This is a genomic window from Sphingobacterium sp. UBA7625, from assembly GCF_002484085.1.
GTDB classification, from domain to species: domain Bacteria; phylum Bacteroidota; class Bacteroidia; order Sphingobacteriales; family Sphingobacteriaceae; genus Sphingobacterium; species Sphingobacterium athyrii.
On record NZ_DLJD01000025.1, the window covers coordinates 143,440 to 160,229 of the forward strand.

At 39.6% G+C, this 16,790-nt stretch carries 15 protein-coding genes and 1 tRNA gene; 7 read left to right on the forward strand and 9 right to left on the reverse strand.

Annotated elements, in window-relative coordinates; translation table 11 throughout:
* Positions 1-5 precede the first annotated feature (5 nt).
* The 3 genes from B4G94_RS10375 to B4G94_RS10385 all read right to left on the reverse strand — a co-directional run bounded on the left by B4G94_RS10375 (position 6) and on the right by B4G94_RS10385 (position 3,442).
* Positions 6-458 (reverse strand): hypothetical protein, encoded by a 453-nt coding sequence (locus B4G94_RS10375; RefSeq protein ID WP_286858734.1) that lies wholly within the window; start codon positions 456-458, stop codon positions 6-8.
* On the reverse strand, positions 431-2,758 hold the full coding sequence (locus tag B4G94_RS10380) for a TonB-dependent receptor (protein WP_286858736.1): 2,328 nt from the start codon (positions 2,756-2,758) through the stop codon (positions 431-433). The genes B4G94_RS10375 and B4G94_RS10380 overlap by 28 nt, the downstream gene beginning before the upstream one ends.
* A 75-nt stretch (positions 2,759-2,833) precedes the next feature.
* Positions 2,834-3,442 carry a TetR/AcrR family transcriptional regulator gene (locus B4G94_RS10385; protein WP_108633003.1) on the reverse strand — a complete coding sequence of 203 codons (609 nt, stop codon included), beginning with the start codon at positions 3,440-3,442 and terminating at the stop codon, positions 2,834-2,836.
* A 304-nt stretch (positions 3,443-3,746) separates the two neighbouring features.
* On the opposite strand from B4G94_RS10385, the gene B4G94_RS10390 reads away from it, so the two are divergent.
* Both B4G94_RS10390 and B4G94_RS10395 read left to right on the forward strand, forming a co-directional pair.
* Positions 3,747-4,418: a DinB family protein gene (locus B4G94_RS10390; RefSeq protein ID WP_286858738.1), complete on the forward strand. Its 672-nt coding sequence runs from the start codon at positions 3,747-3,749 to the stop codon at positions 4,416-4,418.
* 4 nt (positions 4,419-4,422) lie between these two features.
* Complete coding sequence (locus B4G94_RS10395; protein WP_165308305.1) at positions 4,423-4,872, forward strand: SRPBCC family protein; 450 nt, start codon at positions 4,423-4,425, stop codon at positions 4,870-4,872.
* Between the two features lie 111 nt (positions 4,873-4,983).
* Here the strand turns inward: B4G94_RS10395 and B4G94_RS10400 are convergent.
* The 4 genes from B4G94_RS10400 to B4G94_RS10415 form a co-directional block, all read right to left on the reverse strand.
* Positions 4,984-5,067, reverse strand: a tRNA-Leu gene (locus B4G94_RS10400).
* Between the two features lie 74 nt (positions 5,068-5,141).
* Entirely contained in the window at positions 5,142-6,020 is an 879-nt protein-coding gene (locus tag B4G94_RS10405) for an exopolyphosphatase (protein ID WP_108632999.1), read from the reverse strand.
* A gap of 391 nt (positions 6,021-6,411) precedes the next feature.
* On the reverse strand, positions 6,412-6,957 hold the full coding sequence (locus B4G94_RS10410; RefSeq protein ID WP_108632998.1) for a hypothetical protein: 546 nt from the start codon (positions 6,955-6,957) through the stop codon (positions 6,412-6,414).
* 75 nt (positions 6,958-7,032) lie between these two features.
* Positions 7,033-9,609: a phosphoenolpyruvate carboxylase gene (locus B4G94_RS10415; protein ID WP_108632997.1), complete on the reverse strand. Its 2,577-nt coding sequence runs from the start codon at positions 9,607-9,609 to the stop codon at positions 7,033-7,035.
* 257 nt (positions 9,610-9,866) lie between these two features.
* On the opposite strand from B4G94_RS10415, the gene B4G94_RS10420 reads away from it, so the two are divergent.
* Together B4G94_RS10420 and B4G94_RS10425 are read left to right on the forward strand one after the other, a co-directional pair.
* On the forward strand, positions 9,867-12,059 hold the full coding sequence (locus B4G94_RS10420; RefSeq protein WP_241254789.1) for an FUSC family protein: 2,193 nt from the start codon (positions 9,867-9,869) through the stop codon (positions 12,057-12,059).
* Between the two features lie 30 nt (positions 12,060-12,089).
* Positions 12,090-13,076: a YpdA family putative bacillithiol disulfide reductase gene (locus B4G94_RS10425; protein ID WP_286858744.1), complete on the forward strand. Its 987-nt coding sequence runs from the start codon at positions 12,090-12,092 to the stop codon at positions 13,074-13,076.
* Here B4G94_RS10425 and B4G94_RS10430 read toward each other — a convergent pair.
* Entirely contained in the window at positions 13,073-13,687 is a 615-nt protein-coding gene (locus B4G94_RS10430) for a TetR/AcrR family transcriptional regulator (RefSeq protein ID WP_108632995.1), read from the reverse strand. The genes B4G94_RS10425 and B4G94_RS10430 overlap by 4 nt on opposite strands.
* A gap of 104 nt (positions 13,688-13,791) precedes the next feature.
* Between B4G94_RS10430 and murB the strand changes: the two genes are divergently transcribed.
* From murB to B4G94_RS10445, 3 genes are all read left to right on the forward strand, one after another.
* On the forward strand, positions 13,792-14,808 hold the full coding sequence (gene murB / locus B4G94_RS10435) for a UDP-N-acetylmuramate dehydrogenase (RefSeq protein WP_165308309.1): 1,017 nt from the start codon (positions 13,792-13,794) through the stop codon (positions 14,806-14,808).
* 261 nt (positions 14,809-15,069) lie between these two features.
* Positions 15,070-15,579, forward strand: coding sequence for an RNA polymerase sigma factor (locus B4G94_RS10440; RefSeq protein WP_108632994.1), 510 nt, complete (start codon positions 15,070-15,072; stop codon positions 15,577-15,579).
* Positions 15,580-15,611: 32 nt separating this feature from the next.
* On the forward strand, positions 15,612-15,857 hold the full coding sequence (locus B4G94_RS10445; RefSeq protein WP_206531790.1) for a cytochrome b5 domain-containing protein: 246 nt from the start codon (positions 15,612-15,614) through the stop codon (positions 15,855-15,857).
* 7 nt (positions 15,858-15,864) lie between these two features.
* On the opposite strand, the gene B4G94_RS10450 is transcribed toward B4G94_RS10445, so the two are convergent.
* Positions 15,865-16,779: a PfkB family carbohydrate kinase gene (locus tag B4G94_RS10450; protein WP_108632992.1), complete on the reverse strand. Its 915-nt coding sequence runs from the start codon at positions 16,777-16,779 to the stop codon at positions 15,865-15,867.
* Positions 16,780-16,790 lie beyond the last annotated feature (11 nt).

Below are 16,790 nucleotides of genomic sequence, written 5' to 3' on the forward strand. Positions count from 1 at the left end.
TTTGGTTAAAAAATATTATAAGCATAGGTGACATAATACACCGCACCAATGCGAGGGTTTGCGATACCTGTAGAATAGTATTTGTTCGTAATATTTGTTCCACCGACGCGAATACCAGAACGGGCTTTAATAAACTTATAGCTCACTTGTGCATCAATTACTGTCGAACTAGGCACCTGTCCCGCAGCAAGACCGCCGGAAACAACATAATAATATCCGGGCTTATAACGAAGGGATGTGCTAAAAGACCAGACCTGCTTTTTACCGAATCCACTATTTGCAAATTCAAAATTGACGTGATAATTCGGTGTATTAAAGTTGTTGATCTGGCTATTATTTTTGTTCTTAAGATAGTCCGAATAATAGTTTGCCTTTGTCATAAAATTCCGACCTAGATCTATACTCACACTTGCGGCATAGCCGTATGTATTTACGGTTTCTCCACCATTAAAGGCCACATTATATTGGACATAGGTTGCATGATCCTTAAAAGCATTGATATCGTCAGTCCCGGTGTATTTGCGACATTGGCATAACCGATAAAATTCTTCCATGTTGAAAAATAACCGAGTACATCAACCATGACACGCTTACCAAACACGGCTGCATATCCCAGTTCAAAAGCATTTACGGACTGTGGTTTTATATTGTCAAACTTAAATTGCTGAAGTACCTTCGGATCATTTGTCGCCTGAAATTTTTGCACACTTTCCAATGTGTAAGGAGGATAACGGTCAAATTGATAATTATCGATCAATAATAGTGAGGATCCACCGGATGAAAAACTATTATAGCCGTTCAATGTATTTTGGAGCGCCTGAATATTTGAAGGAAAGCTATACGCATTTTGATAAGAAAAACGTAAATAATTCTGTCTTAGCACTTCGTATACCATTGATGCACGCGATGTAAGTTTCGGTTGAGCAAACAAGGTATTCTTATCATACCGAAAAGAAGTAGCGATATGCAACCGTTCCTCCATAATCTTTTTCGCGAGTTGGAGGTAGGCACTATATTCATTGACGTGAATCGGTTTATCCTTATCCGGAAATAAAGTATTTTTAGAATTCAGGCTATATAAACGCCAATTTACGCCTGCTATGACCTGCATAAATTTGATATGTTCCGAGAAATTATACTGTGCTTCGGTATTATATAGCTTACTTCGGTCCAGAAATAACGTTCCCCCTTCAGAAATTGGCGTATTACTAATGCTGTCTTTGAGTCTATTAAATAGCGCAGTACCTAGTTCCGCCCGTCCTTGATCCGCCAAACTACGTCCTTGCAGATGGGCATCTGTAAGTGCTGTTCCCGAGGCCAGTGCCTGAAGGAGACCGGCAGTATATTCAGGGTACCAGCCCCCTACATTGCCATCGTAACTGGTCTTCCATGACTCATTGATATATTGCGCAGTCGGTCCGGCCACGAGTGTTTTGCCTGAATTTTCCTGAGTCGTATACGCCCGGACAAACCACTTGTCACTCCGTACCTCCAAACGGTATTGGCCTACTTTAAATCCTTTCAACTGATAGCGGGTATCATTGGTATACACAATATTTCCGGTACCGAAAGTCGCTGAGGCAATCGCTTCGATATCAGGTGAAATTTTGTAACGAAATTCGCCGTTCACCTTAAAAAGTTTTGCCCGATTATCGAGATATCCATACTCAGGATAGCCTGTCCGCGAGACATAATTTGGATGGGCAAGTAAAGGTTCAACAATAGGCCTCAAATCCGGATTTCCTGCAAGAGCAGCTTCCAGGAAAGGATTGATATCTACCGAAGTTGCCCCACCATACCTATTCACACCATTATAATTGGGATCTGTGAGCGCTGTACCCAAACCGTTTTTGTTTGTCTCATCATTGGCGACCCAGTCCTTTGCTTGTGTATATTGACCGTTGATCTTAAAAGCAATCCGATTACTGAGCTGCTTGGCATAGCGAACGGACCAGTCATAGTAGGGTGAAGCGGGAACTGGATCATTGTTCTTTTTAGGATTTATATGATTGACCCCCTGAGTTACCAATACACTTAATCCCTGATATTTGAATGGATTCTTTCCTGTAGCGATCATGGTTCCATTGAGTCCTCGTGAGCCATATAAAGCGGAAGATGCACCAGACAATAACTCAATATTGTCGACATCAAGTTGGGTCAGGCCAATCACGGAACCCAACGGAAAGTTTAAGCCCGGAGCTTGGTTGTCCATCCCATCAACAATCTGTGTAAAATTTGTATTTCCACTCGTATTGAACCCACGTGTAGTGACACTCGTAAAACCAATACTCGATACGGTAACATCGACTCCCCGCAGCCCCTGCAGCATATCCATGTAATTTATCTGCGCTGCGTTATGAATATCTTTATTACTGATTTGCTCAATAGTTACCGGAGAAGAAAGTTTGGTCTGCACCGTTCGGCTTGCAGAAACCACCACCTCCTGTCCTAAGATCGGCGAAACATTCAGCGGAATCTCCAACGTGGAAGCCAAGCTTTCAACAACAACCTCTTTGGGTTCAAAACCGATTGCAGAAATAGATAGGATGAGTGGTAAAGCTTTGGTCGTTTTCAATTGAAAACGACCTCGATCGTCCGAAAAGGTGCCTTCTTTACCGTCTTTTATACGTATGGAGACTGCATAAGCTGCTTCTCCGGTCAGGCTGTTACGCACGCGACCGTTGATCGTCTGTTGCGCAACCAACGACAGTGGAGCGCAGAAACAGAGAATCTGGATGAATAAGGTAATTTTTTTCATGTTTATATTGGTTAGCGTATAATACTCGCTTCAATGCTTCACTTTACCCCATCCATGATTCCCTAAAACAGGTCATCATCCCCGCTTTCTGATTCCCTTAAAAATCAAGGAAACCAAAAATTTAGTATCCCGAAGACTTTGCGTATAGTCGATTTCGACTTGCTTCTTTAGGATTGCTTGTTGCTCGGTACTATGCTTTAACGCATTCGCAAAATTGATCAATACCGAAGCCGTATTATCCGGATCTTCCATATCTAGCTGTTCTTGAACGGTGGCTTGCACTAAAAGCTTTGTCAGAAAGTCTTTCTCTTGCACCATCATCGCATCATACAGTTCAAAAAAACGAGGTAAAATCTTATCCAGTGACTCTACCGATACCCGATTCATATTCAGTACATTCGTATAATAGTTCAATCTTGATTCCAGATAAAAGGCAATCTGATGCTCTACTCCTTTTTTCTTTAATGTACTCTGCTGCAACGCACCTATAAAGGATTCCCCTTCACGGATAGCAACCTCTATAAAAATATCTTCCTTGTTCTTGTAATAATAGTAAAGAGAGGTTTTGTTCAATCCAACCGCTTTTGCGATATCGTCCAATGTTGTCTTTTCCAAGCCATATCGCTCAAAACACTCCATTGCGGCCTGACCAATCCGCACCTTAACCTGTTCCTTTTTGTTCATCTGAATTAAAGTTAGTTATATATTTTCAATTTTCAAANNTTTGAAAATTGAAAATATATAAAATAAATCTTACCTATAGTCCTTTTAAATAAGCCATTAAGTCCTCCTATTGATTCCGGCCTATTCTTATTATAAATTAAATTTAACATTTCATAAGCATTTTTAGATTTACTATCGTAAAAAAGGCAGTCTTTAAAGGCATACATCCTATCCTATTTCTTGCCTTATGAAAAGAATAAAAAAACAAAAATGAATTATAATTGTAAAAAGAAAGTGACGTTTAACAATTAAAAAAATTATAAACATGTACAAGATTATGAATATGATAGCGATTGCCGGCTTTAGCGCAGTACTCCTTTCATCAACCCCAGTTCCAAGGCAAGCAGCAAGTCAGCACGATGCTATTGAAGCAATTGAGCAAACTACACGCACAAAAGAGCAAGAGGGCACAGATTCCCTATTGCAGTACTTCAATGAGACGACGAACGAACTCGAAAAACAAGTTTCAGGACTCAGTGAAGCTCAGTTACAATTTAAATCTGCTCCGGACAAATGGTCAATCAGCCAATGCCTGGAACATATTGTACTATCTGAACGAATGATATTTGACATGGCAAAGGCCGCATTGACCAAGGCGCCACAGCCCGAAAGAAAGAGCGAGGTGCAAATGACCGACGACAATCTAAAAACGACAATTACAGATCGAAGCCATAAATTTCAGGCTCCAAAAGAACTTCAACCAACCGGTATATACAAAGATTCAAAAACGGCATTGGCTGATTTTCGTGCTGCGCGACAACCAGTGATCGATTACATTACGAAAGCGGATGCAAAAGACCTGCGCAGTCATATCAACGATTACCCGACAGGCGTCGTCGACGGTTACCAAGGTTTAATGTTTATTGCCGCACATTGTGCTCGACATACCAAACAGATTGCAGAGGTAAAAGCAGATCCTAACTTTCCTAAACAATAAGAATATGAAGAAAATGAATTATCAGATCACCATCGACGCGCCGGTCGATCATGTATTTAAAACCATGCTCGATAAAGAAACCTATAAAAAGTGGACGGCTGCTTTCAATCCAACTTCTGACTTTGAAGGTAGCTGGGAAAAGGGTGCCAAGATTTATTTTATAGGCATTAATAAAGATGGTGAAAAAGAAGGTATGGTTGCAGAGATAGCCGATCATATTCCAAATAAATACATATCCATTCGTCATTACGGTATATTAGACAAAGGCAAAGAGATTACCGAAGGACCCGCAGTCGAAGACTGGGCCGGTTCGTTTGAAAATTACACCTTTGAGGATCTTGGCAGTAAAACCCTATTAAAGATCGATGTGGACACCAATGAAGAGTATTTGGATTACTTTGACGAAACATGGCCAAAAGCATTACAAATACTGAAAGAAATCAGTGAGAAATAGCAATTCATAAGTTCAATCTTATGCTTGATCCAATCTCTTCTTTTAAAAAAGATGGGATCGTTGAAATAGAAAAAAGGCCAAATCTTTAATTAAGATTTGGCCTTTTTTAAGTGCCCAGGAGCAGATTCGAACTGCCACGCCCATACGAGCGCCACCCCCTCAAGATGGTGCGTCTACCAATTTCGCCACCTGGGCTCATATTCGCCTTTGGTATCACAAAAATAAATATTTTTCCTTCTTTTGCAAGGCGAAAAATGCTTTTTAATGCTTTATTTCACTAAATTCCTATTGATCAAGGTTCTAATTACTCCGTCAACCAATCCAACACGGGGTACAATGATCTGTTTTAGCCTGCCATGCTTCATAATCGTCAGAAAAATCTCACTTGCAGGTATGATGACGTCAGCTCTATCTTCGTTGAGTCCCAATAAAATAATACGTTCTTTTAAAGAAAATGAAGCCAAATGCTCATAAACAGCTTTTAATTTGGCGTATGATAATGGCTTATCAACTTTTTCATCAGACAACCGGGCCAATTTATTGATGTTGCCTCCTGTTCCGATCCCAATGACCTGTTTATACATATGCGTATTGCTCCGGACCCACTCTTTGAGCTCGTCCCAGGTCTCTGTTTTATCCTGATTATCCAAAATACGTATCGTACCTAGATTAAAGGACCTGGAATTTACCAGAACACCATTCGCAAATAAAGACAATTCAGTGCTACCACCACCTACATCAATATAAAGATATACTTTATCTTTTTCCATCTTATTATCCCAATGGCTATTGTAGATAATCTCAGCTTCCTTAGCCCCCTCGATAATATCTATATTGATCCCATTTTTCTTAATTTCCGCAACAATATCCGGACCATTTTTGGCATCACGCATCGCAGACGTTGCACAAGCCATATAGTCTTCCACTTGATAAACATCCATCAATTCACGAAATGCTTTCATTGTTTTTATCAAGCTCTCCGCCTTTCGGGGAGAAATTTCCTGTTGAATAAATGCATCATCGCCCAGACGTAAAGGAACACGTAAAAGCGTATTTTTTTTAAAATTGTATTGATCCTTTTGGCCAATGATATCAGCGATCAAAAGACGGACCGCATTGGAGCCTATATCTATAGCAGCGTATCTCACGTTATGTTGTTTCTTATATATTATTTGATTAAATCATGCTAAAATAAACACAGTTATTAACAACTGCATTATAGTAATGTTAAGTTATTATTAATTTAACAACTCAACAAATTATTTCTTTTTTGATTCTCCTGCATGAATGGAAAACCGGATCTATTCCCACCTCGAAAAATAAACTCCATATTGAATTACAGCGTTTAAAATGAGACTCAGAAATCTTTTGAAAATCCCAGTAAAGATCTCCGTGCAGTTCTATCGTTTTCAGAGCGGTCTTATTTGCAATTGGTATAGACCAATCATTTATCTACAGGGAATGACAAGGAAACAATCGCATAAAAAAAGGAATATTCACCGGAGTAAATATTCCTTTTTCTTCTTATATAGTCGCTACTTAGTGATGACCGTGCCCTTCAACTTTACCACCAGCCAATTTATAGATTTCTTCAACTTTCTTCAAAGATTCTTCCGAAATATGAATAACCTCTTTGTTGGTGTTATGTTCTTCGTGAGACAATCTGCTATTGATCTCACCTTGTTTTTCCAATACCAATGCTAAAAACGCTTTATCATTGAATGCCGCAGTGCTATCTGATCCGATTGACGCCGGAGTTTGAAAAGCAGGCACACCACGTTGTGCATCACCTACATGCAGTTCTTTTGCCAAACCATCCAACTCGGGCAATACAGTCGCGTAAGCTTCTTTAATTTTAGCTGCTACATTCTTCACCTCTGTTGATGCGGATTGCTTTGCAGCCACATCAGCAAGATTTACTAAATAGTTTCCTTCCTCACCAACGAATTTAATCATGGCAAAGGCATCGCCATCTGCTAAAGATGCATTGGCATATTGACGCTGTCTATTTGCAGCTGTTTCACCACAAGACGCAAATAAAGTACTCGCACAAGCAGCTACAATAAATAACTTATTAATCTTCATATCAATTTTGTTAATTATACAAAAGTAGATAAAATATACATTCTTCGAAACCTAATCAGCGAAAAGAAGCAAAAATTAAGCAACATTTCTTCCCGCATTAATCACACCGAATATTGTGCGTGCGATCAGTTTTGAATAATCCTCACGCTGTGCCTCATCTAATTTATCCGAATTGAGTGCACGAATCGCATAATGTTGGATCACCAACAAAGGCAATACGATGCTTTCTCGCGCCAAAATTGACTCACGATCGACGGGGTAGTTCTCCATCAATTTAGATGTTCCGCTGAGTTTTAACAAATACTCTTTGGTAATCTGGTATTCCGCGTGAAGATTTTTCCAAAATTCACCATACACCTTATCGTCCTTCATATAAGCTGTGATATCAAAATTAGATTTGGTCATGGACATCATACAATTGTCAATCAAAGTCTGGAAGAAGCCCGAAGAAACATACAGCTGCTGCACGTCTTTCCATAGATTATTTTTCTCGGCCCATTGCAAAGCAGTCCCTACCCCATAAAATCCAGGGATATTTTGCTTCAGCTGGCTCCACGAAGTCACAAAACTGATCGCCCGTAAATCCTCAAGACGCAACTCACGTCCCGAATTCCTTTTCACGGGACGACTTGAAATATTGATGGATGAAAGTGCTTTCAACGGAGACATCGTTTCCAGATAAGGCAAGAACAACTTATTGGTACGAAGATCCATAAATTTATGATGGCTCAATTCGGCCAATTTATCAATAATTTCTTGCTGATGTTTGGTCAGCGTATCCCCTACCCGTTGTTTTAAATCAGAGATAATACCGGCATGTAGGAGCTGCTCGATATTAAATCGAGCCGTATCCAACGAGCCATATTGGCTACTGATCGTCTGTCCCTGTATCGTTAATTGAATATGATCATTAGCAATTTCCTTACCCATGGAAGCATAAAAACGTTGTGTTTTACCTCCTCCACGTGCCGGAGGTCCACCACGGCCGTCAAAAAAGACAAGATCAATATCATATTCACGCGAGATGGCCGTCAACTCTATTTTCGCTCTATAGATTGACCAGTTTGCCATCAGATATCCTCCGTCTTTTGTGCTATCCGAATAGCCCAGCATAATGGTCTGCTTGTTTCCTCTGCGTTTCAGATGCGCCTTATATTCTTTATTACTATATAGCGTTTTCATGACATCAGCAGCTCTGGTCAGATCATCCACTGTTTCGAATAGTGGTACAAAGTCAATTGTTAATGCATCTTTCTTCCAGCCAGACCACAAAAACAACTGACGCAATCCAAGGATATCACTTGCTTGCTGGCAATTACTAATAATAAAACGCTGTGCAGCGCGCTCAGACCCCGAACGTTGGATCTCCTTAAGCAATTTGATTACGCCAGAGGTGTCTTTTGTCAATGGATCGGCATCATCACCTACACTTAGATCCAATTCCTTAAACTTCAACGCCTTTTGTTTATCCGCTTCATTCAGTTCCAAATAATTCAATGGAACGCCGGTGGCCTCCTGATTTTGTTGAATCAAATAATTTGTTGCTTCACGTAGGATACGGCTATCCTGTCTAATATCTAAAGTCGTGAAAAAACAACCGAATGTCATTACCTTACGAAGCAAGTCATCGACAATCTCAACAAAAAGACCATTGTGATATTCTTCCAGAACATTTTTAATAGCTTTTAAGTTCGTAATAATGTTATCCGTTTCATCTGCGGGGTTTTCAACAGGATTAAAGCTATTGTCGTAAAACAAGGTCTGCAAGTTCTCCATATACTCTTCGACCCCTCTGAATGTAATGCGGCGTCGTACAATACGGAAATCGCGGTAATAACATCTAAACAAAATAGTACGCAATAAAGCCGCCACCTTCTTGGTGCTTTCAACGCTGACATTTGGATTTCCGTCACGGTCTCCTCCTGGCCAAAAGCCCAATTCGATCAGTTGTTTTACTTCCTCCGTATCGACATCCAATTCATCGTCAATAAAAGACTGGATCTCTGAAGCGACTTTATAAAATACATTTTCCAGAAACCAGGCTAAACTGGCAGCTTCATCTACCGGTGTTGGCTTATTTTTATTGATGAATGGCGTCTTGCCAAGCTGTTGCAGTAATAAATGTATGCTATGAAGATCATTAGTCTTTATCGCATCAATCAAATCATTGATAATCCCCAGTACTGGCCCTGGATAAAATTGAGTAGGGTGTGCTGTCAGTACCAGACGAACGGAGAAATCCTTTAATTTGGAAACGATTTTGCGTCGCATGTCACCATTGCCTTCGGCATTTTTGATCAATGCACCCAATACATTTTCATCGTCGCCGCGGCCCACCATTTGAAATGATGAATCCTCTATCGCATCAAACAATACCACCTGGCGTTCTATATACTGCACAAAACGAAACAATAAATCAATACGCTGTTCTTCCGAAGAAAACTCTTCATGCTGATCAAAAAAACTCTTTATAATCTCATCTGGAGTTAAATGTTGGTCAACCCCCTTCTCACATTGCTTTGCAAAAAATGGCAATAAAGTACCTGTATCCTTAACACGTTGGAATGGCAATGTTAAAAACAAACTTTTAAAAAGCTCAAAGCGTGTCAATACCTCGTCCTGAAAGACGGCTTCATTTTTACTTTGCTTCATATTTAAATCTTTGAAAAATGGTCAAGAGAGTTTAGGCGACTCTTGATTTTCTGTATTATCTGAAATTACCCTACGCACCAAATATAGCAATATTATATTTAAACAAATAAAAAAATATAAATTAATCAAAAAAAACATCAAAATATTATAAAGATATTAATGAAAATTCGTAATTTTTCGTTTTTGGTATATTATCGCAACAAGCAGGGAAACCTCAGGCTAATATAGCCTTATCTCGTATATTTGTGCTATACATTATGAAACAGACACAAGAAATAAAAAGTTTTTTCTATAGTCAATATTTTGCGGATGGACTGCGAATTACCATCGGATGCATTGTACCTGTCCTCATTTTTGCCACCATAGGCCAGTTTACCAATGGAACCATTGTATCCCTGGGCGCCCTTTTGGTCGGGCTATCCGATACGCCCGGAGCACCAAGCCATAGACGAAAAGGTATGTTTGCCGGGGCCATACTGACCACCCTGACATTTATCCTGACTAATATTGTCAATCAAAATGTATATCTCCTTGCCATTTTCATCGGAATCGCCTGCTTTATCTTTGCCATGTTTGCCGTATTCAATAGCCGGGCAGCCAATGTTGGCCTAATGTGCATATTGATGATGCTAATCCACGTGCAGACGCACTATCCCTTGGATCAAGCCATCAGTTATCTGGGTTTTTACACCCTTGGTGGACTCTGGTATATTGCGATCAGTCTTTCTATTACACAGGTACGCCCCTATCGTTTAGCCGAACAGGAACTTGCAGAAACCATCCGTTATGTTGCCGATTATATTCGATTGAAAGCTAATTTTTACGATGCGAAAATTGATAATGACAAAAATTACCTGAAATTGATTGACAAACAGGTTGAAGTGAACCAACATCAGGAAAACGTCAGAGACCTGCTGTTTCAGAGCAAAAGATCAATTAAAGACACCACAAAAGTAGGGCGGTATCTCACCTTGATCTTTAACGATATCGTCGATCTATTTGAGCAAAGTATGGCTGCGCACTATGATTACAATACGATTAGCGAACGTTTCGGCCCAACGGGTATCCTAGAGGACTTCAAGAACGTTATTTTAAAATACACGAACGAACTCGACAATTTGGCCTACCAGCTCAACACGAATATTCAGCCCAAACCCCTCTATGATTTCGATGCAGACCTCACACGTCTCCATGCTAAAATCGACCAGCTTGACAAAGAAAATCAATACAGCACCTTTGCCCTGCGTAAAGTACTGATCAATTTACGTGACCTGGTCCGTCGTATAAAAAATATCTACGGCTATTCTCACCTGCAACCTGACGACGTCAAAAAGAAAGAAATTGATGACGCCAAACGTTTCGTACAAAGTTCAGCCATCGACCTGAAGAAATTCCGTGAAAACCTGACCTTAAAATCGACAATTTTTAGACATGCCTGCCGCATGGCAATCGTGATGTCGGTCACCTACTACGTTTTTGAGACAACCAATATCACCAACAATGTCTACTGGATACTGCTGACGATCATGGTTATACTAAAACCCGGTTTTGGCCTTACGAAAGAACGTAATATACAACGCCTTATCGGAACGACCATCGGTGGATTGATCGGAGCCGGCATCCTATTGACGATACATGATCCAACCATACTATTTGTACTGCTGGTGTTTTTCTTCCTGACAGCATACAGCTTATTTAGAGTCAATTATGTCGTTGCTGTACTTTTCATGACGCCTTATGTATTGATCATGTTCAGTTTTATCAGTTCCAATACGCTAGAAGTAACCAAAGAAAGGATCTTGGACACATTTATTGGGGGAATGATCGCCTTCCTCTCCAGCTATATTATTTTCCCGAATTGGGAAAGCATGCAAGTGAAGGAATCCATGCGCAAGCTTTTGATCGCCAATTATAATTATATCTTTCAGGCATTAAAGGAAATTGCAGGCCAGGCGCCATCGATTACAGATTACAAGTTAGCAAGAAAAGCCGTTTATGTCGAAACCGCAAATATGGGTTCCACTTTTCAACGTATGCTGACTGAACCAAAAAAAAGGCAAAAATACAGCAAAGAGGTCAATAAGTTTGTCATATTCAACCATATTCTGGCCTCCTTTTCTGTTACACTGATGAACCATCTGGATGAAATGGACAATAACTACCTCAACAAAGACCATGTTCGGACCATACGGAAAATATTAAATAGCCTGGACCAATCTATTCAATTGCTTTATTCATCAGATTCCAGTAGCGTATTTTCGCCCATGGAAATCGAAATATCGAATCATCGCTTCGACAATAGCGACATCAATTCTGCTGACGGAAAACTATTGGAAGAGCAATTGGAATTCCTATACAAGATTGCCCAGGACTTAAATAAGATTGTTCGGGATCTCCATGATAAAAGTGCCGCCGAACAAGCAACGGAATTATCTAAACTGGCAAGCTAATTTATCTCAAAAATTCACGAAATTTACATTATGAGTGAACATATAACAGCCTCCTATGACATCATTATTGTTGGCGGAGGCCCCATCGGTCTCGCCTGTGCCCTGGAAGCAAAACAGGCCAATCTCAACTATCTTATTCTGGAAAAAGGATGTTTAGTCAATTCGCTCTATAACTATCCGCAAAATATGACCTTTTTTTCTTCTTCTGAGCGACTGGAGATTGGGGACATTCCCTTTGTGACCACCAATCCAAAACCCCGAAGAATCGAAGCGCTGGAATATTACAGACGTATCCAGCAAAAATTTGAACTAGATACCCACCTGTTTGAAGAAGTATTGGATATTACAAAAAAAGATCCTGCTTATTTTAACGTCAAAACCAATAAACGCAATTACACGACAAAAAAAGTCATTATTGCTACGGGTTTCTATGACATCCCTATGCTACTCAATATCCCCGGAGAAGAACTTGGTAAAGTACGACACTATTACAATGATCCGCATTACTACAGCGGACAGAAAGTAATTGTTGTTGGAGCAAGCAATTCATCCATAGACGCTGCCCTGGAAACATTTCGAAAAGGTGCTCAGGTAACATTGGTCATTCGGAGCAATGAAATCAGCCCAAGAGTCAAGTATTGGGTAAAGCCGGATATCGAAAATAGAATTGCTGCGGGAGAAATTGATGTACTTTACAACAGTGAATTAACAGCGGTTACCGAAACAAGCGCCATCATTCAAACACCGACAGGCATCCTGGAGATCGAAAATGATTTTGTACTTGCGCTGACCGGATATCGGCCAAATTTTGACTTTCTACGCAAAATAGGAGTTGACATCCCAGAACAAGCTCCTTGCATCCCTTGCCACAATGAGCAGACAATGGAAACAAACATAAAAGGCCTATACTTAGCAGGGGTTGTCTGTGGTGGATTAAATACCCACCTTTGGTTTATTGAAAATTCACGTATCCACGCCAGGCAGATCATCGAACATATACAAACAATGCCGATTTAACGCTGTTGATACCGCAAACCATTTAAGAAGATTTTCATCATTTTCTTCTGTAAACTGAGGATATGATCAAATTCTTCTTTCGTGGGGAAGAGCATATTTTTCATATCTTTCAAGATCCCCATTCGCATACCAAATAACGAATACAATAAAATACGGGCAGTCTCGTTGAGATCATCTACCTGGATCTCCTGGGCGTCTATTCCAATCTTCAGAATTTTTTCAATGATTTCAACCTCCCGCAGATAAGATTCTTTGAATACTTGTTCCAATTCATCCGGAAGTTCTTTGACCATCTTCATGGTGTATTCAAACAAATTGTAATATTGATTGATTGCCTTGACACGCATATCAATGGAGTACATCATGATTTCTTCAAAATTTCCACCTTTGTCGATAACTGTTTCGATCTCCTCAATCATCTTATCGATAACATACTCAAAAACAGCAGAATACAGGCTGTTCTTGTCGGGAAAATAATAATAAAGCAGTGCCTTTGAAAAATTAAGATCCTTAGCAATCTCCGACATTGTCGTTTTAGCCATTCCAAAGTGTGCAAAGCGCCTTGTTGCAGCTTCTAGAATTTTGATCCTTTTTACATCTGCGTTACCCATTAAACTTATATTTTTTATCGTTAAATAAACGGTTTATACTATCTTTACCGATTATCATGCTAAAGATAGCGGATTTTTTTGAATTTTTGAAAACTAAAGTCAATATGGAATTAAACATTCAATCGAATATCTCTTTGAAACCTTTCAATACATTTGGAATAGAAGAAAAGACAAATTTCTTGATCGAAGTGAATGATAACGAGACATTGACCGAAATTTTTAAACAAGGGCTTTTCAACAAAAACTTTTTTGTTCTTGGCGCGGGAAGCAATGTTTTATTCACCAAACCGTTTGATGGGTATATTATCCGAATGGCCAGCAAAGGTATACAGGCCAAAATTGAATCGGATCATGTATATGTCACCGCAAAAGCCGGGGAGATTTGGAATGACTTTGTTTGGCATTGCATCAGGCAAAATTATGCAGGAATAGAGAACATGGCTCTTATTCCCGGAACTGTAGGTGCATCGCCCGTACAAAATATCGGTGCTTATGGGGCCGAATTAATGTATGTTTTTCATACCTGCGAAGCTTTTGACACCAAACTGGGCACATTTAAAACATTCAAAAAGGAAGACTGCAATTTTTCCTACCGCGACAGTATTTTTAAAACGGAGTACAAGGGCCGCTTTATTATTACGGAGGTAACCTATAAACTAAGTCTTACACCTAAAATAAATACAAGCTACGGTGCCATTGAAGCTGAACTCGTAAAAGAAAATATAACTCAACCATCCATCGCTGATATCGCAACCATAGTATCAAAAATTCGTGTGGAAAAACTACCGGACCCAAGCACAGTTGGCAACGCTGGAAGCTTTTTTAAAAACCCTGTAATCGCTGCGGATAATTTTGAAAGGTTATTGGCACTTTATCCAGCGATCCCACATTATCCGATGCCCGACCAACAAACAAAACTGGCCGCCGGATGGTTAATAGAACAATGCGGCTGGAAAGGAAAAGATTATGGTCAAGCTGGTGTCTGGAAAAATCAGGCGCTTGTACTAATAAATAGACAACATGCTAGCGGTCAGGAAATTTACAACCTTTCTGTCCAGATTATTAAAGATGTACAAGACAAATTTGGCATTACGCTCGAGCGCGAAGTTAATTTATTGTAAAGAATCAAAAAAAATATTTGTATCGCTTAGAAACTTAAAAGAACAATAATATAGCCTCTATTTCATCTCAACATCAACTAAAGCCCGTCTTATTTACTTAGGGTTAATACACGCACACGATTGCATGCCTTAAAATAATCTTAAAATTACATTAAGAAATCCATTTTTTAAGGATTTTGGCGCATTATTTGCCTCATACTTAACGAACCGCATTTATAAACTTACTGTTTTCTAAAAAGAACAGTTATAATTCATTAAGCTATGACAAAGAATGAATTTGACAGCATGGTTATTGAGCAATCGGACTCACTAAAACTCTACGCCAGAAATTTTACCAGCGACTATGAAGATGCAAATGATCTTGTACAGGACACCATCCTCAAAGCTGTAACCTATTTCAAAAATTTTAAAGAGGGCACTAACCTAAAAGGATGGCTCTATACCATCATGAAAAATACGTTTATAAATAACTATAGACGGATTGTAAAAACGAACTCCTTTATTACAAAGGATGAGGATATCTCCAATTCAAATCTATTAATATCCGCTTCAAGCAACCAAGGAGAAAGTAAGTTTGTCATGGAGGATATTCACGAAGCCCTGTCTAATCTTTCAGAAGAATACTACGTCCCCTTTTCCCTCTATTTCGAAGGATTTAAATACCATGAGATATCAGAACATTTAAACATCCCTATCGGAACTGTAAAGACAAGAATACATGTGGCACGGAAATTAATGAAACGGTCACTATCAGCTTATAAAGTCGCCTAGTTTTTTCTATCTTCGCCTTCTTACAGATTGTGATGGAAAAAGAAGGATTACCCGAATATAGTAAGAGCCAGCTCGCATTGCGAAATGGACAAGATAAGCCGCAAATTTGGGTGGCTTATAATAGTTATATCTATGATGTGAGTGATAGTAGGCTTTGGAAAAATGGCTTGCACTATGAACATTGGGCAGGCCAAGATCTAACTGAGGAGCTCATAGATGCTCCTCATTCAGATACTGTATTTTCTAAATTCGAGGTTATTGGAATCTTGAAAGGCTAATTAGAACTTATAGACTAAACTGTGACAGCGCAACAAAGGCATTCAGACGCTTCTGTATGTCTCCATCGGTGAGCTCTACGAGACGATCTGTCCCAAACTTCTCTACACAAAAGGAAGCCAATACAGACCCAAAAATCAACGCGTTTTTCATGTTGTTAAAGTTGATGCTTTTCACTTTGGCAAGATAGCCGATAAAACCACCTGCAAAAGAATCTCCTGCTCCTGTAGGGTCAAATACATCGGCTAGAGGTAGTGCTGGCGCAGAAAAAATCTGATTTTCACCAAAAAGCAATGCACCATGTTCGCCTTTTTTGATGATTAAATATTTTGGCCCCATTGCCAAAATAACTTCTGCGGCTTTGACCAGAGAATATTCACCTGATAGTTGTCTAGCCTCAGCGTCATTGATCGTCAAGACATCAACCTTTTGGAGAACTTTCTTTAAATCGTCCAAGGCAACATTCATCCAATAATTCATCGTATCCAGCACCACTAGTTTTGGTTTCCTGTTTAGACGGGCCAACGTCGTTAACTGCACCTGAGGTGTTAGATTCCCGAGCAGAAGATACTCACAGTCCTGATAACTATCAGGAATAATCGGGTCGAAATCTGCCAGTACATTTAAGTCAGTCGCCAACGTGTCGCGGCTATTCATGTCATTGTGATATCTTCCGGACCAAGAAAATGTTTGTCCCCCCGGAACTATCTGAACACCTGAAACATCGATACCATGATCTTTTATAAGTGCAAGATTGGAGCTTCCAAAGTCTTCTCCAACAACACTGACCAATTTGATCTGATCACATAAATAGGATGCCGCTATACCCGCGAAGGTACCGGCACCACCTAGAATTTTGTCAGTTTTACCGAACGGTGTTTCAATTGTATCAAAAGCCACCGTACCAATAATTACTAAACTCATAGTTTTTTAAT